Source organism: Citrobacter sp. Cf136 (genome assembly GCF_030333815.1).
Taxonomy (GTDB): Bacteria; Pseudomonadota; Gammaproteobacteria; order Enterobacterales; family Enterobacteriaceae; genus Citrobacter; species Citrobacter freundii.
On the sequence record NZ_JAOWFE010000041.1, the window covers coordinates 82,139 to 108,235 of the forward strand.

Annotated in this window: 20 protein-coding genes; 6 read left to right on the top strand and 14 right to left on the bottom strand. The window is 48.0% G+C overall.

Annotated features, from left to right (window positions below; all coding sequences use genetic code 11):
• Positions 1–26 precede the first annotated feature (26 nt).
• On the top strand, positions 27–3,143 hold the full coding sequence (locus tag OGV98_RS22165) for an efflux RND transporter permease subunit (protein ID WP_199400521.1): 3,117 nt from the start codon (positions 27–29) through the stop codon (positions 3,141–3,143).
• Positions 3,144–3,350: 207 nt separating this feature from the next.
• Here OGV98_RS22165 and OGV98_RS22170 read toward each other — a convergent pair whose 3' ends face one another.
• Positions 3,351–3,698, bottom strand: coding sequence for an HdeA/HdeB family chaperone (locus OGV98_RS22170; protein WP_102191021.1), 348 nt, complete (start codon positions 3,696–3,698; stop codon positions 3,351–3,353).
• Positions 3,698–4,294 (bottom strand): DUF308 domain-containing protein, encoded by a 597-nt coding sequence (locus OGV98_RS22175; protein WP_044699615.1) that lies wholly within the window; start codon positions 4,292–4,294, stop codon positions 3,698–3,700. Before OGV98_RS22175 ends, OGV98_RS22170 begins: the two co-directional genes overlap by 1 nt.
• 281 nt (positions 4,295–4,575) lie before the next feature.
• Here OGV98_RS22175 and OGV98_RS22180 point away from each other — a divergent pair, with 281 nt between their 5' ends.
• Entirely contained in the window at positions 4,576–5,208 is a 633-nt protein-coding gene (locus tag OGV98_RS22180) for a YfdX family protein (protein WP_044713267.1), read from the top strand.
• A 74-nt stretch (positions 5,209–5,282) separates the two neighbouring features.
• Here OGV98_RS22180 and OGV98_RS22185 read toward each other — a convergent pair whose 3' ends face one another.
• The 6 genes from OGV98_RS22185 to dpaL form a co-directional block, all read right to left on the bottom strand.
• Positions 5,283–8,525: an ATP-binding protein gene (locus OGV98_RS22185; RefSeq protein WP_286552161.1), complete on the bottom strand. Its 3,243-nt coding sequence runs from the start codon at positions 8,523–8,525 to the stop codon at positions 5,283–5,285.
• 4 nt (positions 8,526–8,529) lie between these two features.
• Entirely contained in the window at positions 8,530–9,144 is a 615-nt protein-coding gene (gene evgA / locus OGV98_RS22190) for an acid-sensing system DNA-binding response regulator EvgA (protein ID WP_003839762.1), read from the bottom strand.
• A gap of 469 nt (positions 9,145–9,613) precedes the next feature.
• Complete coding sequence (locus OGV98_RS22195) at positions 9,614–10,900, bottom strand: MFS transporter (protein ID WP_102191024.1); 1,287 nt, start codon at positions 10,898–10,900, stop codon at positions 9,614–9,616.
• Between the two features lie 78 nt (positions 10,901–10,978).
• Positions 10,979–12,571 carry an N-acyl-D-amino-acid deacylase family protein gene (locus tag OGV98_RS22200; RefSeq protein WP_286552165.1) on the bottom strand — a complete coding sequence of 531 codons (1,593 nt, stop codon included), beginning with the start codon at positions 12,569–12,571 and terminating at the stop codon, positions 10,979–10,981.
• A 67-nt stretch (positions 12,572–12,638) separates the two neighbouring features.
• Positions 12,639–13,823 carry a YgeY family selenium metabolism-linked hydrolase gene (locus tag OGV98_RS22205; RefSeq protein WP_003839756.1) on the bottom strand — a complete coding sequence of 395 codons (1,185 nt, stop codon included), beginning with the start codon at positions 13,821–13,823 and terminating at the stop codon, positions 12,639–12,641.
• A 32-nt stretch (positions 13,824–13,855) separates the two neighbouring features.
• On the bottom strand, positions 13,856–15,070 hold the full coding sequence (dpaL, locus tag OGV98_RS22210; protein WP_202581318.1) for a diaminopropionate ammonia-lyase: 1,215 nt from the start codon (positions 15,068–15,070) through the stop codon (positions 13,856–13,858).
• Positions 15,071–15,451: 381 nt separating this feature from the next.
• On the opposite strand from dpaL, the gene OGV98_RS22215 reads away from it, so the two are divergent.
• Complete coding sequence (locus OGV98_RS22215) at positions 15,452–17,200, top strand: sigma-54 interaction domain-containing protein (protein ID WP_003845986.1); 1,749 nt, start codon at positions 15,452–15,454, stop codon at positions 17,198–17,200.
• A gap of 78 nt (positions 17,201–17,278) precedes the next feature.
• Here the strand turns inward: OGV98_RS22215 and OGV98_RS22220 are convergent, their stop codons facing one another.
• Positions 17,279–17,770 (bottom strand): anti-virulence regulator CigR family protein, encoded by a 492-nt coding sequence (locus OGV98_RS22220; protein WP_202581039.1) that lies wholly within the window; start codon positions 17,768–17,770, stop codon positions 17,279–17,281.
• 258 nt (positions 17,771–18,028) lie between these two features.
• Here OGV98_RS22220 and OGV98_RS22225 point away from each other — a divergent pair, with 258 nt between their 5' ends.
• The 3 genes from OGV98_RS22225 (at position 18,029) to galE (ending at position 20,887) form a co-directional block, all read left to right on the top strand.
• Positions 18,029–18,664 carry a carbonic anhydrase gene (locus OGV98_RS22225; protein ID WP_003037157.1) on the top strand — a complete coding sequence of 212 codons (636 nt, stop codon included), beginning with the start codon at positions 18,029–18,031 and terminating at the stop codon, positions 18,662–18,664.
• Between the two features lie 215 nt (positions 18,665–18,879).
• Positions 18,880–19,818, top strand: a complete 939-nt coding sequence (locus OGV98_RS22230) for a glucosamine inositolphosphorylceramide transferase family protein (RefSeq protein ID WP_061549698.1) — start codon at positions 18,880–18,882, stop codon at positions 19,816–19,818.
• 52 nt (positions 19,819–19,870) lie between these two features.
• Entirely contained in the window at positions 19,871–20,887 is a 1,017-nt protein-coding gene (gene galE, locus OGV98_RS22235) for a UDP-glucose 4-epimerase GalE (RefSeq protein ID WP_202581038.1), read from the top strand.
• Between the two features lie 46 nt (positions 20,888–20,933).
• Here galE and OGV98_RS22240 read toward each other — a convergent pair whose 3' ends face one another.
• Genes OGV98_RS22240 through OGV98_RS22260 form a run of 5 tightly spaced genes read right to left on the bottom strand, consistent with a single transcriptional unit; the run spans position 20,934 to position 26,095 of the window.
• Positions 20,934–22,325: a DUF4832 domain-containing protein gene (locus tag OGV98_RS22240; protein WP_139935715.1), complete on the bottom strand. Its 1,392-nt coding sequence runs from the start codon at positions 22,323–22,325 to the stop codon at positions 20,934–20,936.
• A gap of 30 nt (positions 22,326–22,355) precedes the next feature.
• Complete coding sequence (locus OGV98_RS22245) at positions 22,356–22,763, bottom strand: hypothetical protein (RefSeq protein WP_032938074.1); 408 nt, start codon at positions 22,761–22,763, stop codon at positions 22,356–22,358.
• Positions 22,764–22,765: 2 nt separating this feature from the next.
• Positions 22,766–23,878 carry a glycosyltransferase family 4 protein gene (locus OGV98_RS22250; protein WP_048218463.1) on the bottom strand — a complete coding sequence of 371 codons (1,113 nt, stop codon included), beginning with the start codon at positions 23,876–23,878 and terminating at the stop codon, positions 22,766–22,768.
• A 1-nt stretch (position 23,879) separates the two neighbouring features.
• Positions 23,880–25,091 (bottom strand): glycosyltransferase family 4 protein, encoded by a 1,212-nt coding sequence (locus tag OGV98_RS22255; RefSeq protein WP_202581037.1) that lies wholly within the window; start codon positions 25,089–25,091, stop codon positions 23,880–23,882.
• A gap of 14 nt (positions 25,092–25,105) precedes the next feature.
• The gene (locus OGV98_RS22260; RefSeq protein WP_202581036.1) at positions 25,106–26,095 is read right to left on the bottom strand and encodes a glycosyltransferase family 2 protein; all 990 of its coding nucleotides are present in this window, start codon (positions 26,093–26,095) and stop codon (positions 25,106–25,108) included.
• Positions 26,096–26,097 lie beyond the last annotated feature (2 nt).

Here is a 26,097-nt window from a genome sequence, read left to right on the forward strand (position 1 = left end):
TTTCAGGTATTAAGGACACTTTCTTTATGGCCAACTTTTTTATTGAGCGCCCGGTTTTCGCCTGGGTGCTCGCTATTATCATGATGTTTACGGGCGGTATCGCGATAATGAACCTGCCAGTCGCCCAATATCCACAAATTGCGCCCCCAACCATTACCATCAGCGCGGCCTACCCCGGGGCAGATGCAAAGACCGTTGAAGACTCCGTCACCCAGGTGATTGAACAGAATATGAATGGTCTTGATGGCCTGATGTATATGTCATCCACCAGCGATGCGGCAGGTAATGCCTCGATTATCCTGACCTTCAAAACGGGTACGTCACCCGATATTGCGCAGGTTCAGGTACAGAATAAACTGCAGCTGGCGATGCCTTCCTTGCCACAGGAAGTACAACAGCAAGGGATCAGCGTTGATAAATCCAGCAGCAATATCTTAATGGTCGCCGGTTTTATCTCTGATAATAACAGCCTGAGCCAATATGATATTGCCGACTATGTAGCCTCAAACATTAAAGATCCGCTAAGCCGCACTGCCGGGGTGGGGAGCGTGCAGTTATTCGGTTCGCAATACGCCATGCGCATCTGGTTGGATCCGCAAAAGCTCGACAAGTATAACCTCACTCCCGAGGACGTCATTACCCAGCTCAAAGTACAGAATAATCAGATATCTGGCGGGCAACTGGGGGGCATGCCTCAGTCAGCCGATCAGCAGTTAAATGCGTCGATAATCGTCCAGACGCGTCTGCAAACAACCGATGAATTTGGCAAGATCTTCCTTAAAGTTCAGCAAGATGGTTCTCAGGTTCTGCTGCGCGATGTCGCACGCATTGAGCTGGGTGCGGAAAATTATGCCACGGTTGCACGTTACAACGGCAAACCCGCCGCCGGGATTGCGATTAAACTTGCCGCAGGCGCCAATGCCCTTGAAACGTCCCAGGCTGTTAAACAAGAGCTGAACAGATTATCAGCCTGGTTTCCGGCCAGCATGAAAACCGTTTACCCCTATGACACCACGCCGTTTATCGAAATTTCGATTCAGGGTGTTTTTCATACTTTGATCGAGGCAATCATTCTGGTATTCCTCGTCATGTACCTGTTTTTGCAAAGTTTTCGTGCGACGCTTATCCCCACTATCGCCGTTCCGGTGGTTATCCTCGGCACCTTTGCCATTCTCGACGTCGCCGGTTTTTCGATTAATACGCTCACGATGTTTGGCATGGTGCTGGCGATAGGGTTGTTAGTCGATGATGCTATCGTGGTGGTTGAGAACGTAGAACGTATTATTGCTGAAGAGCACTTGTCTCCAAAAGCGGCAACGCATAAAGCAATGGGCCAGCTCCAGAGGGCGCTGGTTGGTATTGCCGTCGTGTTATCCGCCGTATTTATGCCGATGGCATTTATGAGCGGCGCGACAGGAGAAATTTTCCGTCAGTTTTCCATCACCTTGATCTCCTCCATGCTGCTGTCGGTGTTTGTGGCGATGAGCCTGACGCCAGCACTCTGCGCCATGCTGTTAAAAGCACATGATGACGAGCAGGCAAATACGCATTTTCTGTTTACCCGATTCAATCATTTCATGGAGAAATGCACTCAGCACTACACGGACAGCACCCGAAAACTGTTACGTTGCACGGGCCGTTACATGGTCGTTTACTTAGTCATTGGCGCGGGCATGATGGTGCTGTTTTTACGTACGCCGACCTCCTTTTTGCCTGAAGAAGACCAGGGGGTATTCATGACCACGGCGCAATTGCCCTCAGGTTCAACGATGGTGAACACCAGCAAAGTGCTCGGGGAAATAACGGACTACTACCTGACGAAAGAACAGAAAAACGTTGCTTCTGTTTTCACCGTCGGCGGATTTGGTTTCAGCGGTCAGGGACAAAACAATGGCCTGGCGTTTATCAGCCTGAAGCCGTGGTCAGAACGCGTTGGCGAAGAAAACTCGGTTACCGCCATTATTCGACGGGCAATGATGGCCTTAAGTACCATCAATAATGCCGTCGTTTATCCGTTCAATTTACCCGCGGTCGCGGAATTGGGCACCGCATCAGGGTTTGATATGGAGTTGCTGGATAACGGTAATCTTGGGCATGAAAAAATGATGCAGGCCCGAAACGAGCTTTTGGCTCTGGCCAATCAGTCCTCAGGTGAGGTCGACGGGGTGCGCCCAAACGGCCTGGAAGATACGCCGATGTTCCGCATTCACGTCGACGCCAAAAAGGCTGAAGCTATGGGCGTTGCGTTATCGGATATTAATCAGACCATCTCCACCGCGTTCGGTAGTCGCTACGTCAATGATTTCCTGAACCAGGGGCGCGTAAAAAAAGTGTATGTCCAGGCCGATACGCCGTTCCGTATGTTGCCTGATAATATTAATCACTGGTATGTACGTAATGCCTCTGGCGCGATGACCCCGCTTTCCGCCTACTCATCAACCGAGTGGACCTACGGCTCTCCACGCCTTGAACGCTACAATGGTCAGCCAGCAATGGAAATTCTGGGTCAGCCGGTAGAAGGGAAAAGCAGCGGTGATGCGATGAAATTTATGGCATCGCTGATTAATAAACTGCCCGCAGGCGTCGGTTATGCCTGGACCGGTCTGTCTTATCAGGAGGCGCTATCCACAAACCAGGCACCAATGCTGTACGGCATTTCGCTGATCGTCGTATTTCTGGCGCTGGCGGCGCTGTATGAAAGCTGGTCGATCCCGTTCTCGGTGATGCTGGTTGTGCCAATCGGGGTGGTCGGCGCGTTGCTGGCCACCGATCTGCGCGGCCTGAGCAATGATGTTTATTTCCAGGTCGGCCTACTCACCACGATGGGGCTATCGGCTAAAAATGCTATTTTGATCGTCGAGTTTGCCGTCGAGATTATGCAGAAAGAAGGGAAAACGCAGCTTGAAGCCGCGGTGGAAGCCGCGCAAATGCGCTTACGTCCTATTCTGATGACCTCACTGGCCTTCATCCTGGGGGTAATTCCACTAGCAATAAGCAACGGCGCGGGCTCTGGCGCGCAAAATGCCGTCGGTACGGGGGTTATCGGTGGGATGCTGGCCGCGACGGTACTGGCGATCTATTTTGTTCCAGTGTTCTTTGTTCTCGTTGAAAATACGTTAGCGCGATTTAAAGCTCGACGTTGATCCCCTGCCCTATCCCTGGGTTTAGATTATTAAATCCAGGGATGGGACTTCATTTGCCAGGTCTACAGTTATTAGCGGGCACGGCTATCCAGCGAGTTTCTCGTGGATAGCGGGGTAAACATTACGCAGATTTTCTTGTAGGGGAACAACTAGGGCAGGTACAGAGGTTGTCAATTCTAACTAAAGCCAGGCTATCAAAACGGTTAATCAATAGTGCAAACCGGAACCTTTCAAATTTACAGCCAGTTCACCCAGTTTTGTATTCGGATGCTGATGACACATTTTAACCATTTTCGGTACAGCTTCCGTTTCCACCTCATGCAGGGGAACATAATCATCGCCTTTAAAGTCCGAATTTTTATTAACAATCACAAAGGCAATTGCCGTCTTGTATTGCTGACTCATATCAACGAATTCTTTACAGGTCATATCTTGTGGCGCAGCTTCCGTTGCCTGAGTAGCAAAAGCACGGGTCATTGGCGCCATAACAGAGGTCACAAGAATAGCTGCAGAAACCATCATCTTAATATTCACTATGCGCTCCAGAGATAACATTAATTTTTATCGGCGAGCTTATCAGTTTTTACCAGCGTCGCATTTCTACGCAGACTGATAAAAGCTAAAGAACTAAAGATCATCTCGACACCAATAAAGATTGAGGTAAATACATACGATCTGTCGGGATCCATATTCAGCCACACGCCGGCAATAAGCAGGTCAAAAATACCAATAAAAATGTTCCATCCATAACCCGGACTGTGGAACAGTTTGACCCCAGATGCGATACGAAAAATTCCCCCCAGAATAAACAGGCAGCAAAATACCATTGCCAATGAATTCATACCTATCACTGGATTCACTAGGAAACAGTAACCCAGCAGTAACCACGCGATAGCAAAAAAGGCATAGGTAAATTTGGCTTTCAATTGTTTTTTACTTGAGCTAAACAGGCTATAAATAGAATAGAAACCACATACCAGAAACATAAAGCCAGTTGCATAGCTTAAATAAACACCTGCAGCAATCGGATAAATCAAGCAGCAGATGCCACAAATCAACATCAACACCGCCATAATCGTCGCATGCTTTTTATAATGAACGAGTGTTTTTTCATTAAACGCTCTCAGGCTACGCTGATTAAAAACAAACATACATCCTCCGTTATACATAAACGCAATGTAACCTGTTGACACAAGAATTATTACTCACTCAACATATGTTACTTACAATGGAATGATAAGACTTCCGCTAAGGAAGCGTATATAAGAACAAGAGAATGTCGCTATGCGTATATTCCTACACATGTCAGACATCTGACACTTGTAAGATTAAACGGTCATTATTCTATCGTGGTTCTGATTTCGCTCTTTAACATTATTTAATATGCTTATTGCGTTTGGTGACATATACCAAATTTATTCAGGAGAAAGTAATGAAAAAGATTATTCTTGCGGGTGTGCTTGCAACCATGATGGGTTCAGCACCAGTGATGGCTGCTACTGCTACCACAACTACTCCGGCGCAAGCTACTACCGCAAATGTTCAAAAAGAAGCTGCCGATATTATGCAGGTCGCAGTGCAAGGCGCAAATGCGATGCGTGATATTCAGCTTGCTCGTTTGGCCCTGTTTCATGGACAGCCTGACAGCGCTAAAAAATTAACCGATGACGCCGCTTCCCTGCTGGCAGGCGACAGCAAAGATTGGGCGAAATTTGTAAAAACTGCGCCTAAAGCCAAGATGATTGACGATCAGTACGTGGTTATTAACGCTACGATCGCGCTGTCAGAAGACTATATTGCCACTCCAGCCAAAGAATCCGCTATCAAAACAGCGAATGGCAAAATGGCCAAAGGCGACTGGAAAGGTGCAGTGGATACCCTGCAACTGGCTGGTATCAGCGTGCTTCAGACCCAATACCTGATGCCCCTGAATCAGACTCGTAAAGCCGTTGCCAGCGCGCAAAAACTGCTGTCTTCCGGTAAGTATTATGAAGCAAACCTTGCGTTAAAAGGTGCTGAAGAAGGTATTGTGATCGATAGTGAGATGATCGGCGCAGGCCAGTAATACTCAGCACTACGGAGTGTTGAACCAGGACTTTCTCTCCTGATCGGGCAGCTACGGCCGCCCGATCAGGGGGATTAATGACTAATCAGACTGTCTATCTCAATCTCAATTTCCCGCATAACAGCAATAATCTTCTGCAATGCCTCCTGGCGTACTGCCAGAGGAAGATCGTCAGGTCGTCTGGATTCGAAAGGTTCGCACAGGTTTTGTAGCGCAGTGATGCCCAGAATTTGCGCCGAGCCATGCAACCGGTGAAGAGCGCGCAAAAACAGCTGAGGTTCATCTTGCAGAACAGCTTTCTCAGCCGCTTGTATATCATTCAGCGTTGCCTCGCGAAATGTCTCGAGAATCTCGTTCATTAGTGCGCGATCGCCGCCGGTATTCTCCGTCAACACATTGAATTTCAAATGCCGGATTGAACAAGGAGACGAATAACCGGTTTCGATTTTACTCAACTCATGTGTCAGTGTCTGAATCGACACAGGCTTGAACAGGCACAAATTCATACCATTTTGCAGGCATCGATCGCGTGACTGTGGAAGTGCGCTGGCCGTCAGTCCCCATATTTGTAAATTCGGCTGTTGACGACGTAGCGAAGCCGCGAGATCAAACCCGTCTTTTTTCGGCATATTTACATCGGTTATCAGCAGATCGTACGATTTTTTCGCCAGTTTGGCTTCTGCCTCCTCCCCATCACACGCTTCATCCACGTTGTAGCCAATGGCATTCAACTGTCGCTTGAGCAGCAGGCGATTGGTTGGGTTATCGTCTGCAATCAAAATAGACAGACACGGAAGCGGTAACAGAGTACCAGGCGCATCGCCATCCGGTACAATCGACTGTCGAGCCGTTTCAACCGGCAGCGTTATGGTAAACGTGGTTCCTTGCAACGGGACGCTCATCAACTCCAGCGTCCCACCCATCAGCGTCACCAGTTCTTTACAGATAAATAACCCCAGACCGGAACCGGTTTGTTGACGCCCGCAACGCCCCTGAGCGTAACGATGAAACAGCCCCGCCTGCTCCTCTTCACTAATCCCGCAACCGGTGTCGCTAATGGCAATGGTCAGGGTACCGTGATTCTCCCCGTCAGGCGTCAAACGGGCCGTCACATGAATACTGCCCTGCTCGGTAAACTTCAACGCATTACCTACCAGGTTGGTGAGAATTTGCCGCAAAGCCTGCTGATCGACAAATACCCGTTCGTTTGCCGGCAACTGGCTAACGCAAGCCAGCGTAATGCCTTTCTGTCTGGCTAAAGCATCGAAAGAGTGGCACTGCAATTCAATGAGCTGCGAGAGATCCGTCCATTGAGGAACAACCTGGTATTTACCAGACTCAATCTTATCCAGATCCAGAATCTTACCGATCAGCCCAAGCAATGACTGGGCTGTCGCCCCGGTAAGGGCAATCGCCTCTTTTCGCTGTGCCGGGCTGAGTTCTGAACTCGACAGTAATTCCACAAAGCCAACAATCGAGCTTACCGGGGTACGTAATTCATGGCTCATACTCGCCAGAAAGCGACTTTTGGCCTTGGTTGCTTCAATCGCTTTATTCTTTTCGTTTTCCAGTTCTTGAGATAATGCCTCTTTGAGATGAAGCTGCTCTTCCAGTAGCCGCTGAGATAGTTTCCTTTTCTTTACCTCACGGGAGAGTGAGATCCCCCAGATCAGGCTAATCGCTATCAGCAGCAGCGCGAATATCCCCAGTTGATAGAACTGTTTGCTATATCGACTCCATAAATCAACCTGCGTATTGGAAATTTTCGACCACTTCTCCGTCATCTGCAAAATCTCACGTGGCGGTATGGCCTGTAGCGCTTTATCCATAACAGACTTCAACATAGGCTCGTGAGAAGAAATCGCAAAACTTACAGAGGCACCAGGCATATCTGGAAGCCTAAAAAAGTGCATATTTTTCTGATAGTAATGATCGACCATAAACCTTGCTGACAATTCGGTAGCAATTGCCGCATCAGCGCTGCCCTCCTTGACCATGACCATCGCAACACTGCCAGTATCAGCATTAACCCAGGTGGCCTGCGGATAGCGTTGCTTCAGCTCGCTTTCCAGCACATGCCCGGCAGGTAGCGCAATACGAATCGGCTTCTCCAGTAGCGAGTCGGCGGTTTCCTCACGGGAAGTGATCATCACAAATGCCACATTCATCAGAGGATCGCTAAAGGTCGAATTGTGCGGGTTTTGATGAGTGAGCGTGATAGTGGGATACATATCCCACTGTTCGCCGCTTATTTGCTTTGTCTGCTCACTTTTAGAGCTAGCTAAAATGGGTTCAAAATCGAGCCCCGTTTGCAGATGAATAATATTCAGTAAATCGCCAAGAATACCGCGTAATTCACCGCTGCGATCGACCAGCGTATAGGGCGGGTAATCTGGGTTGATTAAAATGCGGATGACATGCTTTTTCTTCAACCACGCTTTTTCCTGAGCGGTGAAAGGTATAGGTGCATTCAGATAGGCCAGGTTGCCGCGGTTCAGCCAGTTCTGCATGACTTGCATATGAATTTCATTACTGATTGACGTAATGAAACCATCAAGAATATTTCTTAATACCGGCTGATCTTCGTTAACGACAAAATAATTATATTGTTCTTGCTTATCAAAGTAGTGCGTAATAACCAGTGATTGTGAGAAGTATCGAGAGATGCAATGGCTGCTGGTGATATTGTTACCAATATAATATTGGTTATCACCATTCACTACCGAGGCCATGGCCTGATACTCGTCGTCATAAAATGAGACTTTAGCCTCAGGAAAGGCCCCCTGGATAACATCGAGAAAAGGGCAATCCCGCACACACGCGACGCTAACCTGATGGTTCGTGGTCAGCGGCAGCATAGTGTTTTTTAGCGATGTTACAAGCGTCGGCCACGTCGTCAGCAATACCGAAGTACGCAACAAATTTCCGCCAACATCCTGGCGTCGGGACAGTTGAGTAATCAGTGTATCAACATCGTTACTGGCGAGCGCGGCCAGCGCCTCTTGCTCATTATCATACTGCTTTATAATGATTTTTAGATTGAGGTTCTTTTGCATTAACGCGAGGTAATCTGCGTTGACTCCCCGATAATATTCGCCGCTATTTTGATAAACAATGGGGGAGACTTCAGGTAACCAGGTACCAACAACCAAGGTTTTTTTATGCGCTAACCAGTTTGTTTCTTCCCTGTTCAAGCTGATATTTTGTACTGAAGTATTATAGTTACTTTTTAGCTCAACTTGCCGAGCTGAGCTTACACCCGTAGACAACCCGATGGTAAATATGACCATCAAAAAAATAAACAAGCGTTCCAGCATTACTCTATCCTATTTTATTTCTCTGCGCATAATCATAAATTTCCATTAATGATGAACAATCTAATTTTTCCATCAACCGGCTTTTATAGGTACTCACTGTTTTATTACTGATATTCATTTTGCTGGCAATTGAGCTGTAATCCATGCCATTAAGGATATAACGCAATACTCTCATTTCCTGATTCGACAACGTATCAAGCTTATCCTGCTCGCTGACGGATGAACCAGTAAAATGCTCAAGGGAAAAGGGAAAATAGCTATAGCCATTTTTTGCTGCTTCGATTGCGGCAAGAATATTATTCATACCTTCTTTTTTACTCACAAATCCGTTGGCACCGTATTCGGCGCTACGTTTGCCGTAAAAAAATTCATTTTTGGCTGAAATGATAATGATTACACCAGCATAGTGCCGCTTTCTCAGCTGCTCCAGCACTTCGATGCCACTGATACCGGGAATATCTACATCGATAATCAATAGCTCCGGCTTAGTTTTTTCAACGGTTTGAACCACTTGATCTCCGCTGTCGAGTTCGGTGGTCACAGCGATACCATTAGTATCGAGTAAGTTGCGGATGGCAATGCGTGCCAATGGGTGATCGTCAACGATTATCGCGTTCATTGCGTATAAGAATCCCGATAAATAAAGAGAGGCGATGGCTGTAGAGCAGGCGAGCCTTCAACATTATAGTTTCTGAAAATAAGGCTTTATCAGGTAAATCCTAACATAATCACGCGTATATTTTATTCATTTTTTATAAAAATGCAGAACAAAGTATAAACGCAACACTGTAATTTACAAATTTTAAACCTTGAGCCTATCTAAATATCAAACCATTAACACAACATAAAAGGAATATTCCTACACGCGTAGGACAAATCTCTCATTTATTATGATTTATTCTTAATGATTTGGGACATATAACCGGCATATTGTTCATCAGAACTGCAAGGGGGGATATGCGAATAGCTATCTAAAAATAAATTTCATACCAGGTCAAATATGGAGAACAAGAGTACAAACCTGCTGAATTTAGAGAGAAACTCCCCGCAGCTCTGGAGCAGCAGTGCCACAGGGAGGCAGCGATTAATCAGGCTTTACTGGGCAATGCCTCTACTGCATGCGAGCTTTTCACAGTCAGTGTAACGACGGCAGAACACAACAGTGCGGCGATCATAAAGATAAAGGCGCTGTTATAGCTTCCGCCGCTGCTTTGGATCAACCAGCCGATGATGGGCGCTGATACAACCCCTGCCATCTGGCCGCCAAAGTTAACAATACCGGATGCCCGCCCCATGATGTTGCTGGGAATGGTATCCATCAGAATACCCCAGAACGTTGCCATAGCGAAGAACATGAACAAGGCTGAAATACACTGATAAACCACCGCCATATCTGCACTGCTCACGCTGAAGGTCAGATACAGGAAACCCGCGGCAATAACAGAGGTTACGACATACAGCGTTTTACGCTGGGGTTTGAATTTATCTGAGCAATAACCGCCTAATAATGTTCCACCGGCCCCGAACAGGAAGGGAATGGCCGCCATGACACCGGTCTTTGCCAGAGAAAACTCTCGTACGGTAATCAGGTAGCTTGGCAGCCAGGTTGAAAAACCCCAGAAGGTGATATCAAACAAAAACCAGATACTAGCCATTTGCCAGAGCACCGGCATTTTGAGTACGTCTTTAAACGCGATAGCACTGGTGTTTTGCAGGCTCCCTTGGTCGTCAGCAGCCAGCTCCGCCAGGTCTTGTTGCGTAATGGCAGGGTGATCTTTCGGGTTGTCACGCGTAAATAAGTAGATACCTGCGGCGATAAACAGACCGGGAATACCCAGCACGATAAAAACCATGTGCCAGCCAAATGCCCCGATGATGCTTGCCGCCACGACTACCGCCAGCGCTGGGCCTAAGGTGTTTACCGTTGACTGAATCGCCGTGGCGCGGCCACGTTCTTTCGACGGGAAATAGGTTGATATCATCTTCCATGAGGCCGACGGGAAACATCCCTCACCGATACCAAAGAAGAAACGTACTGCTAACATCAGCGGCAGCGTTAGCACAGCGCCGGTTAAGCTGGTGAACACAGACCACCATGCAATACCAATGGCCATGATTTTTCGCGAGCCAAACTTATCCGCCAGTAATCCTCCGGGAATTTGAAACGCGGCATAACCAATAAAAAAGGCGCTAATAATTAAACCTTGTTGAGTCGTATCAAGATTTAAATCTTTGCCAATATAAGGGAGTGAAACGCTCATCACCATTCTGTCGAGAAAAGAGAGCAGCCACGCCAGCCAGATCAGTGTCAGGACGGTATATCTTGCTTTCCAGGTCTTGGGTTTACCTGAAGGTAAAGACGTTTGTAGGTTCATTGTGATGTCCTTAGGGTGTAGTGATCTACCGCGGCCATAAATAGTCGCGATAGATCCATGCGTGTTTAGCGTTATTTATTAATATTGTTTTCTAATAACCGTACCGCTACAGGCATAACTTTCCGTGCCATTGATTAAGGCAATGCGCCCATTAACCATGACAATTTCAATCCCTTCCGGGTACTGATTGGGTTCAACAAAAGTGCCTTTATCCGCAATGGTGTTCGGATCGAACATCACGATATCCGCTGCATAACCGACCTTCAGCAGTCCGCGATCCTGCAAACCCAATACTTCAGCAGGTTTCCCCGTCATCTTGCGGATTGCCGCTTCCCAGCTCAGACATCCCTCTTCACGAACATATTTACCGAGCACGCGAGGGAATGCGCCAAACACGCGCGGATGCGGTTTGCCAGCCCCCATCAAGCCATCGGTACAGACGTTTTGTTCAGGTCGACAGAGAAACTTAATCACGTGCTCTTCGGTACCGTAGAAGTCGACCATCCCCACGGCGTTTTCCTCTTCAAAGAGCAGATCGAAGGTGGCGTTGTACGGATCTTTTCCACGCAGCTCGCCCAACTGGACGAGGTTCAAACCGACAGCATCCTGATTTTTTGCCGTTTTCACGCTGGTGACAAAAATCTGGTCCAAACCGGCAAAATCGATAAAGTTATCCCAGCCAGGAATACCCTGCTGAATATCGTCAATCATTTTGGCGCGCAGTTCGGGCGAGGCGAGACGCTCAAGTAATTTGTCCGTACCACCGGAGTGAACCCAGGGCGGCAGGATCACGCCGAGCATCGTGCTGCCCGCCACATACGGATACTGGTCGAAAGAGATACGAATCCCCTCTTTCTGCGCCTGTTCCAGCATGCCCAGCATTTGGTCGATCAGCCCCCAGTTTTTCTTGCCGCAAACCTTCATATGCGAAATATGCAGCCAGACGCCGGTGGCTGTGGCTATATCAATCAGTTCCTGGGTTGAGTTGATAATATCGTCAGCTTCACTGCGCTGATGCACCACAAAAATCCCGTCATATTTCGCCGTGACCTTACACAGTTCAATCATTTCGGCAGTATCACCAAAGGCGCAAGGCATATAGATAAGACCAGTGGAAAGTCCAAATGCCCCGGCTTTTAACTCCCGCTCAAGGACCTCACACATCTTCGCCACATCTTCACGGGTCGAAGGACGCCCATCCAGGCCCATCGCTTCCATGCGCACGTTGCCATGAGGAACTAAATACGCGAGGTTTGTCGCCGGATGACGCGATGCCAGCAGATTGAGATAACCGTCTGTATTTTTATATTTCCAGTCAATTTTGTCGGTGTCACCGTCCAGTCCGGCGATATTTTTACGCCAGGCTGGAATATATTCTTCCGGTAGCGGCGCTAAGGCGACGCCATCCTGGCCCAACAGTTCGGTGGTGATACCCTGACGAATTTTTGCCGACAGAGCGGGGTTAATAATGGCTGACAGGTCAGAGTGCGTATGGGTATCAATAAAGCCAGGACAAATTATTTTTCCTGTTGCAACAATAACCTGCTCATTAACGCCAACCTCAATTTGGCCGATTGAGACAATACGCCCTTCATCAACCATCACATCGGCAATTCTGCCTTCACTGCCCGTCCCATCAATTACATTTCCGTTTTTGAAAATGGTTTTCATCGTTATTCTCCATGGCGGTGCTGCTGAGCTACACCGCCTGTAAGGTAAGAGGTGGTTATCTTTATTTTTATTGGCGATAGAGTGTCTGGATAATGCTGTAATAGCCGCTGGCCGAGCCGGTTAATTGCTCGATCTCGATATACTCATCAATGGTGTGTGCCAGGTTTTCTCGTGAAGGACCGAAGCCGATGGTTTTGATTCCCGCTTCGCCCGCATAGTGGCTACCGTTGGTACAAAATGAGTACTGTGTAATGGTTGGATTAAAGCCAGCCTCGCGAACGCCCGCCAACGCTGCCTGCACGAATTCGTCGGACTCGTCGTACACCCAGCCTGGGAAGAAACGCTCTCCCTCAATCGTGGCGCCGGTATAGCAAGACTCCTGACCCACCGCGTAGGACACTCGGGCCTTAAACTGCGGATCCTGAGCAATAAGTTCCGCAAGCGCATTTTCCAGCGGAGCAATCACGCTTTCTTTGGTTTCACCCACCAGCAAACGGCGATCGTAGGTTGCGCGACAGTAATCCGGTACTACCGAGGCCCCCGGGTACGGCGAAGATTTAATGTCGGTCAGTTCCAGAATGCCTGGCCCCAGAACCGGATGCGTTGGCGGCGTGATTGTGCGAATTTTGTCGATCAATTGCGCCATTTTGTACACCGCGTTAATCCCCGCCTGCGGGTTAGCGGAGTGCGCGGGTTTACCAAATGTTTCGACCACAATTTCAGCGCGGCCACGCTGACCAATTTTCAGGTTTAACTCGGAAGCTTCACCGATGATCACGTAGTCTGGCTTATAGCGCTCGCTGACCAGGCGAGCGGCAATACCTTCAAAACACTCTTCATGCACGATGCACGCAACGTAGATTTTACCGGCAAAATTTCGCTGATTGTCCTGACCGAAAAAGCCCACGGCGGAGATCATCGCCGCCACGGCACCTTTCATGTCAGTTGTGCCGCGACCATAAATTTTGCCATCTTCAATATCGCCGCCGTATGGGTTGCGGGACCACTTCTCTTCGTTCACCGGCACGGTATCGATATGTCCATCGAGAACCAACGTTTTCCCTGGCTGGTTGCCGACAATACCGCCAACAATGTTGCCGTACTTATCAACGTGGATGTCATCGAATTGGTAATGCTGCATCATTGTTTTTATGGCATTAACCACTTCACCTTCCTGACCGGAATAACTTTTTTGTTGGATCAGCGCCTGACAGTTTTTAATGACTTCTTCAATGCGGTTTGCAGATAACATGGGTTTCTCCGTTATATCTCTTAATCAGGGAATTATTTGTTGATGCCCGGGTACTGTCCGCCCCAGACAATATCCAGATATTGTTGCGGGTCGGTATCCCCTTCGGTGCTGACTAACAGCACGCGAGAGTGCGCATCCAGCCCCAGTTGCTCACGCGTTTGCGCCAGTTCAGGTGAGGTCATCAACAGCGCCAGCAGACCGGTAGTAACCGCACCTGACTCACCCGAAATAATCTGTGGATCGCCTGCCAGCGGGTTGCCCAACATGCGCATGCCTAACGCTGCAACTTCATCCGGGCAGGAAGCAAATGCGTTGGCATAGTCGCGCAGCAGTTTCCAGCCGATACTGTTCGCCTCACCGCAGGCGAGACCGGCCATCACGGTTTGTAAATCACCGCCCACCGCAATGGCATCCCCCTCTTTCGAACGGGCTGAGCGGTAGAGGCAATCGGCAATTAACGCTTCGGCGACGATCACTTTCGGGCGATTCTCACCCCAGGCAGCCGCCACCATTCCCTGAACCATGCCGGCAAACGAGCCGACGCCTGCCTGCACAAAAATGTGAGTCGGCGCAACCTGATGCAGCTGATCTATCGCCTCGAGCATCAGCGTGCCGTAGCCCTGCATAATCCACTGCGGGATCTTTTCGTATCCTTCCCAGGCGGTATCCTGCACGACAATCCAGCCATACTTTTCGGCCTGCTCCGCGGTCATACGAACCGCATCGTCATAGTTCATATCGACGATCTCAGCGGTAGCGCCTTCGTTACGGATAGAGGTCAGACGTTGCTGCGAAGAGCCCTTTGGCATATAAACCACGGCGTTTTGCTTCAGTTGGCGCGCCATCCATGCCACGCCGCGACCGTGGTTGCCATCAGTGGTGGTAGCAAACGTGACAGTTTGCAGATCGTGACGAACCTCTTCGCTGGTCATCACGTCAAACGGCAGTTCACTGATATCCTTACCAACCAATTCAGCGATATGGCACGCCATCGCATAGGAGCCACCCAGCGCTTTGAAGGCTTTCAGGCCAAAACGCTGAGATTCATCTTTGAGGTAGATATTTTTTACGCCCAGTTTTTGTGCAAGCGCCGGTAACGTATATAGCGGCGTCGGCGCGTAGCCCGGAATAGACCGATGAAAATTCAACGCTTTTACCAGTTCCTGGCGGCTAAACGGTGCCAGCGGCGCGTTCGGATGTTCGGTAAACGGTGTCTGGTTGATAAAAAATGATAAGTTTTCCTGCATCATAAAACCTCATTGTCCTGGTATTTCACTCCCTGTAATCGGTGCAATACAGAGATATTTCCGTTATCGGTATTGGCAATAGAGCAAAATACTTACCAGCTTTTTATGAATTGAGTAAATTCTTATAAATATTTTAATAAAGGCTTTAATTTCAATAAATTAAATGAAATTTTAAATTGACAACCGAAAATATCAACGCCTCAGTTTATCGCCTCATTTTGATAAATTCTCATCATTGATAAATAGTGTGATCGCGGAAGATAAAATAAGAAAAACATTCAAAAACAGCGTGGTAGATTGATTTTTCGCAAATCATTTTTGCATTGTTTCGCCTATTTATCATTTTCCTTGAGAAATGTGACACACCGTCGGAGAAGTACCATGATTTCAGTACTCAGCAATATTCAGGATGATATATGCAATTACGCCGATGCTATTTCTGGCATAACGGGCACGGACGTTGAAATCATTGATGAATCTTTAATGCGCATCGCGGGTACCGGGAAATACCGGCATATGCTCAATGAGAACGTGGCCAAAAATGGCTACATTTATCGTCACGTATTGCAGGTGCGAGAAACGGTACTGATCAAAAACCCCGGCGAGCATCCGCTGTGTCAGTTATGTGAAAAACACCACTACTGTTCTGAAATGCTGGATTTGAACGCACCTATTTTTCTCAATAATCGCGTGATTGGCGTGATCGGGATTATTTGCTCAACCCAGGCACAGCGTGACACGTTACTGAGCCAGATTGATAAATTTGTCACCTTTATTGAGCAAATCGCCGTAATGATCTCCAGTAAGGTCTTTGAATGCCTGGAACGCTTACGCGCACAGGAAACGCTTGGCGCATTTCGGCGTCTGATCGATGCCATGGACCGCGGCGTGGTGGCGATTGATGGCAAGGGTCTTATCTGGCATGCCAATCATTCAGCCGATCGCATCCTCAACCGCGAGGTTCAGGGATTACCTCTGACCATTGAAACAACCGGGGACAGCCTGTATGGCGATGAAGAAGCGTGGCTGACGCTTGAAGGTCAGAAACATCATGTACTGTGCAAACAAATTTCGCTCTCCTCACAGGATAACGATCGCTTAACCATGGTTATCTTTCGTGATGCACACGACTACCTGAGTAACCTTACTCCATCCCCTTATGAGTCCGACATACAGGTACGACTAATTGGTCACTCTCCCTCAATGGAACAGCTCAGAAGTACCATAGGTAAAATCGCCAACAGTTACGCCAGCGTGCTCATCACCGGGGAAAGTGGCTCGGGGAAAGAGGTCGTGGCATTTGCCATTCACCAGAGCAGTCCCCGTAAAGCCGCGCCTTTCGTAACAATCAACTGCGCGGCTATCCCAGAACAACTGCTGGAAAGCGAACTGTTTGGTTATGTTCGCGGCGCATTCAGCGGGGCCGATCCCAAAGGGCGAATGGGGAAATTTGAACTGGCCAACGGCGGCAGCCTGTTTCTGGATGAGATTGGCGATATGCCACTGCACCTGCAGGCCAAGCTGCTCAGGGTATTGCAGGAAAAGGCGATCACCCGCGTTGGCTCTAATAACACCATCAATATTGATGTGCGCATTATTGCCGCAACTAACAAAAACATTAACGCGATGGTGGAAAATAACCAGTTTCGTGAAGATCTTTTCTATCGCCTGAACGTGGTCCCTCTGGTACTTCCTTCCCTGCGTGAACGCCGGGCTGATATTGCGGTCCTCGCACAGTATTTTGCCGATGAGTTTTCGGTCAGTTACCAGCGACCACCGCAAAAACTGCCTGATGACGTTATTAATCGCCTTTATGCCTGGCACTGGCCGGGTAACATTCGTGAATTACGCAACGTGATCGAATACATTTTTGTGATGCGCGGAGAAGCCGCTGGGATCAACGCCAGCCATCTTCCCCCTTACCTGCTTACCGCCGCTGACGGTAGAAAAACGACGATGACCACGCAACCCCGACAGCTTGCCAGCAAAGGAAAACAGGCGGAAAGGGAGGCTATCGAAAACGTCATCCAGCGATTCGGCTCAAGCGTTGAGGGAAAAAAGCAAGCCGCGACAGAACTGGGGATCAGCATTGCCACGCTCTATAGAAAAATAAAACTGTACGGACTGTAAGCTTTCCTTATTAACTGAGAAGCCCGCACAACGCGGGCTTCTCATCGGTAGAACAGAGCACATTAAGCCCGAAAATACTTAATCAAACACACCATTAATTACCGCGGTGACAATCGCCGTACTCAGTGCAATCAACACCAGATTGTCGCCCACAACCTGCCATTCATAACCTGGATAATACGGCAATTGATTCAGCATAGAGGATGGAACACTTTTCTTAGCGATCCCCGGAGGAAGCGGCTTTCCTCGCGCCAGATTTTTGGCGATACCCGGAGGCAGTGACTTATAGCCCGTCAAACCATATCTGACGGCATACTGTCTGGCCACGTTATAGCTGATGTCACTATCAACATGGTCCGGCTTACCATAATTTTTACGTTGTTCTGCCTGCGAATTGCCTTTCTGGCTATTGCCCTTATTCCCGCTATTACCATGATTGCTACTATTTCCATGGTTGCCACTATTACCATTGCCGTTGCCATTACCGGGGTTGGCCAATACTGGGGTGGCGCACATCGTCATCGCGGCAACGGCGACTAAAGCTGCAGCTAAAGCACGAAGTCTGGACATGATGATTCCTTAAAATGTGGATACATATAAAAATGTACGGTATCGCGTGAATACTGGCTATCGCTACAACTCCGATTTATTGGCAAAAAAGGGAAAGCACATAGCACACATCACGCTATTCGCCTCGCCGCGGTGGAGAAAAGTTAGCCAAAGATGTTGCAGAACTGCTATAAAGTCTTTCTCTTCTGTCGGCTGGTGTTAAACTGGAAAGTGTGATCTTCATCATAACCTGCTTAAACAGAGAAAAGAGACACTGCTATGCAACATATCATTGAGGGCTTCCTCAACTTCCAAAAAGAGATTTTCCCTCAACGTAAGGAACTCTTTCGCAGCCTGGCATCCAGCCAAAATCCTAAAGCGCTTTTCATCTCCTGTTCCGATAGCCGCCTGGTGCCAGAACTCGTTACTCAGCAAGATCCCGGACAGCTTTTCGTTATCCGCAACGCCGGTAATATCGTCCCCTCTTTCGGCCCGGAACCGGGTGGCGTATCCGCAACCATCGAATACGCGGTTGTGGCACTTGGCGTGACGGATATCGTCATCTGCGGACACTCCAACTGCGGCGCGATGAAAGCCATCGCCGATAGCCAGCCTCTGGATCCGATGCCTGCTGTGGCTCACTGGCTGCACTATGCCGATGCCGCGAAAGCCGTGGTCGAGAAAAAAACCTGGGCTAACCCAATCGATAAAGTTAACGCCATGGTGGAAGAGAACGTTATCGCGCAGCTCAACAACATTAAAACGCATCCTTGTGTCGCGGTTGGACTGAGAAATAATGCTCTTCGTCTGCACGGCTGGGTATATGACATCGAAAGCGGTGAAATCCGTACCCTGGATAAAAACAGCAAAACCTACGTTTCCCTTGCTGAAAACCCGCAGGTGCATTTCGAGTAATTCTTCCACTGGAGCAAGGATGCTCTGGATAATTTTTACCTACTTTGGTGCTATGGACAAAAAACATCCTTGTCACTAACATTAAAATAACCGCAGGTTTTACCACGCGGTTTTCGCACATTCATACAACATTGCGACATTGCGACAAGTCTCATGAGCTGCCCCGCAAGTAGCTGTTCATACATGGTGCAAGCGATAAAAAGGAGCCGGTACGAATGCAAGCGAAAATAAAAAGAATAATAAACATGTTATTCTATCATGAGTCGTGGGATATCATGATTATTAAGGATCATGGTACACACTTATTTCCTGATAACACGCTGGAAATATTGAATAAATCTGCTGCGCAGCAGTTAAAAAAGAAATATACGTTTCAGGCCGATCCTTTTCTTATTGAAAAAGACGACAAACTGTATGTTTTTTATGAAGCTTTTAGCTTCCGCAACTCGAAAGGCACGCTCCGCTGCCGCATTCTTGATCGTGAACTAACTGAAATTGATGATGTGAAACTTGAAGGATTTGACGACCTGAGGTGTCATTTGTCATTTCCTTTCCTGATTAATATCAACAATCAACTCTTCATGATCCCGGAATCATCAGAAAGAAAAGAAGTGCTCCTGTTCCAGTCGGTAGAGTTTCCTGCGCGCTGGAAGAAAATTAAAGTTCTACTCTCTGACACCGAAGTCACAGATAACATTTTTCTTTCAATAAATGAGACTTGCTATCTTTTGTCGACCACCATGGATAATAAAATAATTATTCATTCCGCAGAGCATCTTCATGGTCAGTGGCAGCGGATCACCCCTACATTAAAGGTGAGTAATCATCATCATCGAGGAGCTGGTACCCCTTATCTTGTCGATAATAAAATGTACTTCCTCACCCAGGAATGCACGCCCGAAACTTATGGAAAATCAATCTATATCAAAGAATTAGTGACACTGAACGACGCTAATTTTGATGAGAATCTGATCGAACAAATCAATTCGTCGATCAACCACAGTGACGGCGTCCACACGCTGAATTTCTCAAATAACTATATTGTTTATGATACAAAAATAAACCAATTCAGCTTTTTATCTATACTTAAAAAAATATCTTATAAATGCATGGTGAGGTATCGCATTTATAACCTTACCAAACGTTACCAATAACGCGTTCTCTATGGTACTGGCGTGACTCAATCCCCGTTTATCTGGAGTCTGTATGGCAATTCTGGTCACTGGTGGTGCAGGTTATATTGGTTCACATACTGTTTTAACGCTACTGGAAAGAGGCGATGATGTCGTTGTCATCGATAATCTGGCGAACGCCAGTCAAATCTCGCTGGACAGGGTCGCGGAACTCACTGGAAGAGAACCTATTGTCTATATCGCCGATGTTCTCGACAGACAGACCTTAAAAAACATTTTTACCAACCATAACATCACCGATGTCATTCATTTTGCAGGGCTCAAATCGGTTTCCGAGTCGATAAAAGAACCTCTTGCCTACTATGAAAACAACGTCACCGGAACGCTGGTTTTACTGGATGAGATGCTGGCCGCAGGCGTTAACCGATTCATTTTTAGCTCATCAGCTACGGTATACGGTAATCCGGAAAGCGTGCCGTTGAGCGAGCAATCACGCACGGGCGGTACCACCAATCCGTACGGCACGTCTAAGTTAATGGTCGAACATATCCTGGCCGACCTCTCCCGTGCACAACCCGATTTCCGCATTACCTGCCTGCGCTATTTCAACCCGGTTGGCGCTCATCCATCGGGTCGCATTGGTGAAGATCCTAACGGTATCCCAAACAACCTGGTGCCATACATCTCCCAGGTCGCAATTGGTAAGCTTAAAACCGTATCGGTGTATGGTAATGACTATCCAACCCCTGACGGAACCGGCGTGCGTGATTATATCCACGTCATGGATCTGGCGACCGGTCATTTAGCCGCGCTGGATTGCATGAACAAAGGCGCGGCTTACAAGGTGATTAATCTCGGTACCGGTGTCGGTTATTCCGTGATTAAGTTAATTGAAGCATTTGAAAAAGCAGCGCAGACTAAAATTAATTATAAGGTTGTCGCCAGAAGACCTGGAGACATTGCCGAATGTTGGTCTGACCCATCGCTGGCATATAAGGAGTTAGGTTGGAAGGCCATCTACAGCCTTGATGAAATGATGCGTGACACCTGGAACTGGCAAAAAAACAACCCGAATGGGTATCAAATTTAATGTTCACAGCAGCGAGCCTGACCGTCAGGCTCGCTGCTGTGTCTGACTATTGTACTGTTATTGTTGATACCCGGTACCAGCCGCTGCTCTGCTTCCCTTCATTGGCAAAGTTAATTCTCGCCGCACCCGACTTATCCAACATCGCAACCTCAATCGCGTACTGCCCTTTTGCCAGTCGGCCTGGCATAGATAACGCAAAACTGACCTGATACTTACCGGGGAGCCAGCGGCGAATATCCTCCGCGGAATTCCCCTGAGCCACCACCTTATTAGCATTGTCCACAACACGGAATGCCAACATATAAGGCAGATAAATCGGAGCGATACCCTCATTGTACCAGGTACTGTTCAATGTCAGCGTTTGTCCGCTGTCCCACACGGACTCATGGCTCAGGGACGCCAGGCGAAATCGATAGCCTAATTTGGTCAGCGCATCGTCGACAATCGGTCGATAGTCGCTGGGTATCGCTCTCGATTTCAGGTTAATGGTACTGGCGTGCTGTTTGACCGCCCAGTCAAAAATACCCTGCACTTCGGCACGCGTATAATGAAAAGTATTCTTCCAGTCTTGCATATATGAACAGATTTCCAGACTGACCGGCGCACGTTTCCAGGCGTCGTTGAACCCTGAATAACTCTGCTGCGCAGCCAGCAATCGCTGCGGGTAATCATCAGTCATATGGTTCCAGGAGTCCGAAAATACGCGCAGGTCCCCCCAACAGTCCGCACGCCATCCTGCCCCACGCTCCACCGCATTCGCCAGACTTTGTCCGCCGCTTATCAGCATGGTTTTTGGCGTCACCGGAAAAGCAGAAAAGTGCATCGCGACGTAGCGATCCAGTTGCGCCGTGGTGTATCGCTCCAGTAATGGCTTCAGGTTCGGGAAGTTGCTGTTATGCCATTCTCCCCATGATCCCACCATGCCAATATCAACAAACGCGAGATTCTCATTACCATCGTAGCGCTTACCAAATGCGTTCAACAGACGCTGGCTGTATTGAATGAACAGAGGATCGTCTAAATCCGGGGCAAATGTCTTTTTATCCGGCGTCCAGGTACCTTTCACGCCTTTTTTAATCAGCCAGTCAGGAATTTGCGAGCCGCTTTCCGGCTCTGCCAGTACCATAAATCGTAGCCCGACATTCATCGCTGGACGATGTGCCGCCGCGTATTTGAAGGCATCATCCACCAACGCAAAATTGTACTGGCCTTCGACTGGCTCCAGGTCCCGCCAGTAAAAACGGTCGTATTCAAATCCGGTATTGGGATAGTCCGCCAGCCCCAGCGTTTCACCGTATCCCTGATGAAAACTTGCCACGCCAATCCCCGGATTGGTCAGCGGGCCAGTTAATGCTTTGGGGGTTACGGTCGTTAATGCGGAGATGACCGTTAACGGAAAGGACATTAACAACAGCGCAGAAACCCATTTACACTTCATCGCAGTAATGCCTCCACAGGTTTGTTAACGCTAGTGGTTTTTCAGACTTAACCACCAATCCCAGATACCTACGTGAAAATTTTGGAACACATCAATACCTAACGCGGATTTGATCATATACAGCGTCAACAATACGCAGCAGGTGACGAACAGCACGGCAATCAGCAGCAAAAAAGTGAGCAACATTCTCGACAGGGTCGATTCCTGGCGGTGCTGGCGGCGTAAATCTCTGCCAAACAAAAAAACCAGATAATAACGCTTACTGAAAAAGGGAAAGCTTCTGCGAATATCGATCTGATGCCGCGAAGCCAGCGTCGAGGCCAGGATCGCATTTTCCACCCCTTCTTTTTGTTCAGGGGTCAACCCCTGCGCAATCGTCTCATCAAGATGAGTATAAAATCGTTCGATGACGGGGGGACGATTTTGAGGACTGGTCAAAATTAACCTATATCTTTATCAATTGAGTGATAGACGTTAACCGTCTTTTTGGCGATTTCATGCCAATTGTAGTTTTGCAAATATACACGATAGTCCACGCTATTTGCTGTTACCCCTTGGCCTAATTTTTCGGCCAGATCGGTTACATCTCCCACCTTAAAATAGGTCTCGGCAGGCAGTTGAACTTCAAGGTTAGCAGGAATATCACTGACGACGGCCGGAAGAGAAAATGACATTGCCTCCAGCAGCGCAATGGGCAATCCTTCATGGTATGAAGGCATCACAAATAGCCTGGCCTGCGAAAACACCGCCTGCAGCTCATCACCACGTAAGAAACCGGTCATCACGACACCAGGCGTGTCGGCGGCAAGCTTTTTGAGGCGAATGCTGTATTCGGTTGGATGATCCGCATCACCAATTAACACTAACGGCATGGTCAAACCACTGTGTTGATAGGCGGCAATGGCATCATGCATTCCTTTTTCTTCCACAAACCGCCCAACCACAACGAGATAATTTTTCGGCTGCAGCCCAAAGCGGGAGAGCGTATTGTCGATGGTGAGCTCTGATAACAACCGCGGCTCATTTACGCCATTGTGAATTAAATGCGCATCATAGCGACCATGTTTTTTCTGGATCAGTTGATTAATAACTTCAGAAATCACAATCACCTCGTTGGCATATCTCACCGCCCAACGTTCGCCCAGCAGCAATATTTTTTTTGCAACGAAACCCCATTTCTGACGATCGTAATCAGGTCCGTGGTGGGTGAAAACCACCTTCTTACCCATCACGCGTAAGAGTGGGATCACAAGGCCAGGGCCGATAGCATGGACATGCACAATATCCGAATGGTCGATACGTGTCCTAAACGCCGCTAAAACGGAATGGACAATAGCTTCCAGCGAGCGCTTTTTGGGTGCCCACAGCGCGTAGGTTTCGACTTTTTTATAGACCGATCGTTTGTAATTTACATATGGCGAGCGAGCAATCACGCAAATATCCGCGTCGAACTGCTGCTTAATGGCAGGATAAAGATTCTGACAGTGTGTCTCCACACCGCCCAATACATCGGGAATACCACGCGTTCCAAAAACCGTTATTTTTTTACTCATTCTATGGCCTGCTCAGCAGTTCTTTATACAACGCCTGTAAGGTATCCATATGTTTACTGAGCGCATATTTTTCACTCAACCGCGCACGGCCATGTAAGCCCATATTCCGCGCCTTCTCTTGCGAGTCAGCCAGGGCGTCCATCGCATTTGCCAACTCCTGCGCATTGCCTGGTTCGAATAAAATCCCTTCGATACCGTCACGAATTTGTTCCGGGATGCCGCCAATGCGCGATCCAATAACCGGCTTGCCTAAAGACATCGCTTCCAATATCGCCATAGAACAGTTTTCATAGCATTCAGAAGGAAGGATCACCGCTCGCGCATGCTTAATAAGCTTGTCGAGGGCTTCTCCTTGTTGCACATAACCTAAAAATTCAACATCAGGGTATTTGGCGGCTAATTCATCATGCAACGGACCGTGCCCCACAACTTTCAGCGGCGCGCTGTTCTGCATTTTTTTATGCGCTTCCAACAACGTTGCCACGCCCTTTTCACGGCTCAGACGGCCAAAGTACAGCATATAGCCCTCATCGCTTACTTCGGCCAGGGGACGACTGTCATCAACGCCATTGACGATGACATCAATGCGCGAATTTTGCAGCGTACGCAGCAGGATACCTCGTAAAAAAACACTCGGTGAAATAATCACATCCAGCGCCTGATAGTTTTGTGCAATGTACTGCCAGGTTGCCTCCAGGGAGAGCAGTAAGCTTTTTGAGGCTGAACCTTCCTGGCAACGATACCTGAAGGCATTGAAAACCGTCCCGGTAATACAGGAATCGCACACTTTGCCGTCGCGCAGCATGGAATACGAGGGGCACACAATCTTATAGTCATGCGCAGTCAGCACCGTTTTGCTGCCAAAATTACGCGCAACTTTAATCAACGCCGGTGTTAACTGATGGTAGATGTTGTGAAAGTGGACAATATCCGGGCGCTCTTTTTCTAATAGCGCCAGCATTTTTTTGCAGGCCTGCGAATTATGAATAAAGTTAACCGCCGTTTTGATACCGCCCAGCAGATTGCTCTCTTTGTGGTAGTCCACATTGCTGACGAAATAATCCGCATAGTCCGAGGGGAGATTATTATCATGATGCATAGAGAAATCAATAACCTGCACTCCGGCCTGTTTCAGCATATCGCGCTCTTGAAAATAAACCGTTTCCGCGCCGCCTTTAATGAAAAAAAACTTGTTAACTAATAATACTTTCATGGCGCCTGCCCCGGTTATTCATGAATGATTTTACTGTTGGGTGGAGTCAACGGATCGCGTACTGGTTTAGTCAACCCTTTAACCAGCCCGGCAGAAAGCACGGCCAGGTTCATTACGCTTTGCAGGCCGTTTAATAACGATCGATTCTGTACGGTTTTCAGGGCAATAAATGCAAGTAAGGGCAGAAATGCAATGTCGAAAAGTTCAAGATTGAAGGTCACCGCCGCAATGAACAAGCCAATCAAGTAAACAGAAAAAATCGCCTCGTTCCTGACCATTTTTAACGCTTTGCCGAAATAAGGTTTTCCCCAGGCACAACGTAAAAGCTCGCCAGGGGCCTGATAGTATCCGCTTTTCCAACGGTGCTTGAGCATCTGAAAGGTCGGCATGGTATGCGAAGTATGAATAAAATAAGGAATATCCAGACGCCGCAGTTTATAGCCCGCATCGATTAAACGCAGACCCAGCTCAGCCTCTTCATACGCGTGCAAATTACGGTTAGTCAGATAACCAATTTTCTCAATCGCAGAGCGACGATATAATCCACCACCGCCTAAATGGTCACTATCCCCGAGCGGATAGATTTTATTAATGCGTTGCTTACGAGACTTAAATTCATAGTTAACGGCATCATCCATTTCAACGGTTCCCGCAACGCCTGCATATTCTGGTTCAGCCTGCAAAAAGGCGACGGCCTGATCCACAAATCCTTCTTCCAGCTCCATGTCGCCGTCCATCAACAACAGATATTCCCCTTCACTATACAGATAACCTAACTGGTGCCCGACGCCACAGCAGCGATCGCCAGGGTCAGTTAAGGACACTACGGTCACCCCTTTATCGATCGCAAGCTGTTGGGTGTTATCCGTTGAGAGACTATCTGCCACAATAATTTTATGTGGATAGTCAATAAGCTGCTTACGGATGCTGTCAATCGTCTTCTCAATACATTCAGATTCATTGAGTGTTTTAATACTCACTGAAATAAACGGTTTATTGTCCATAC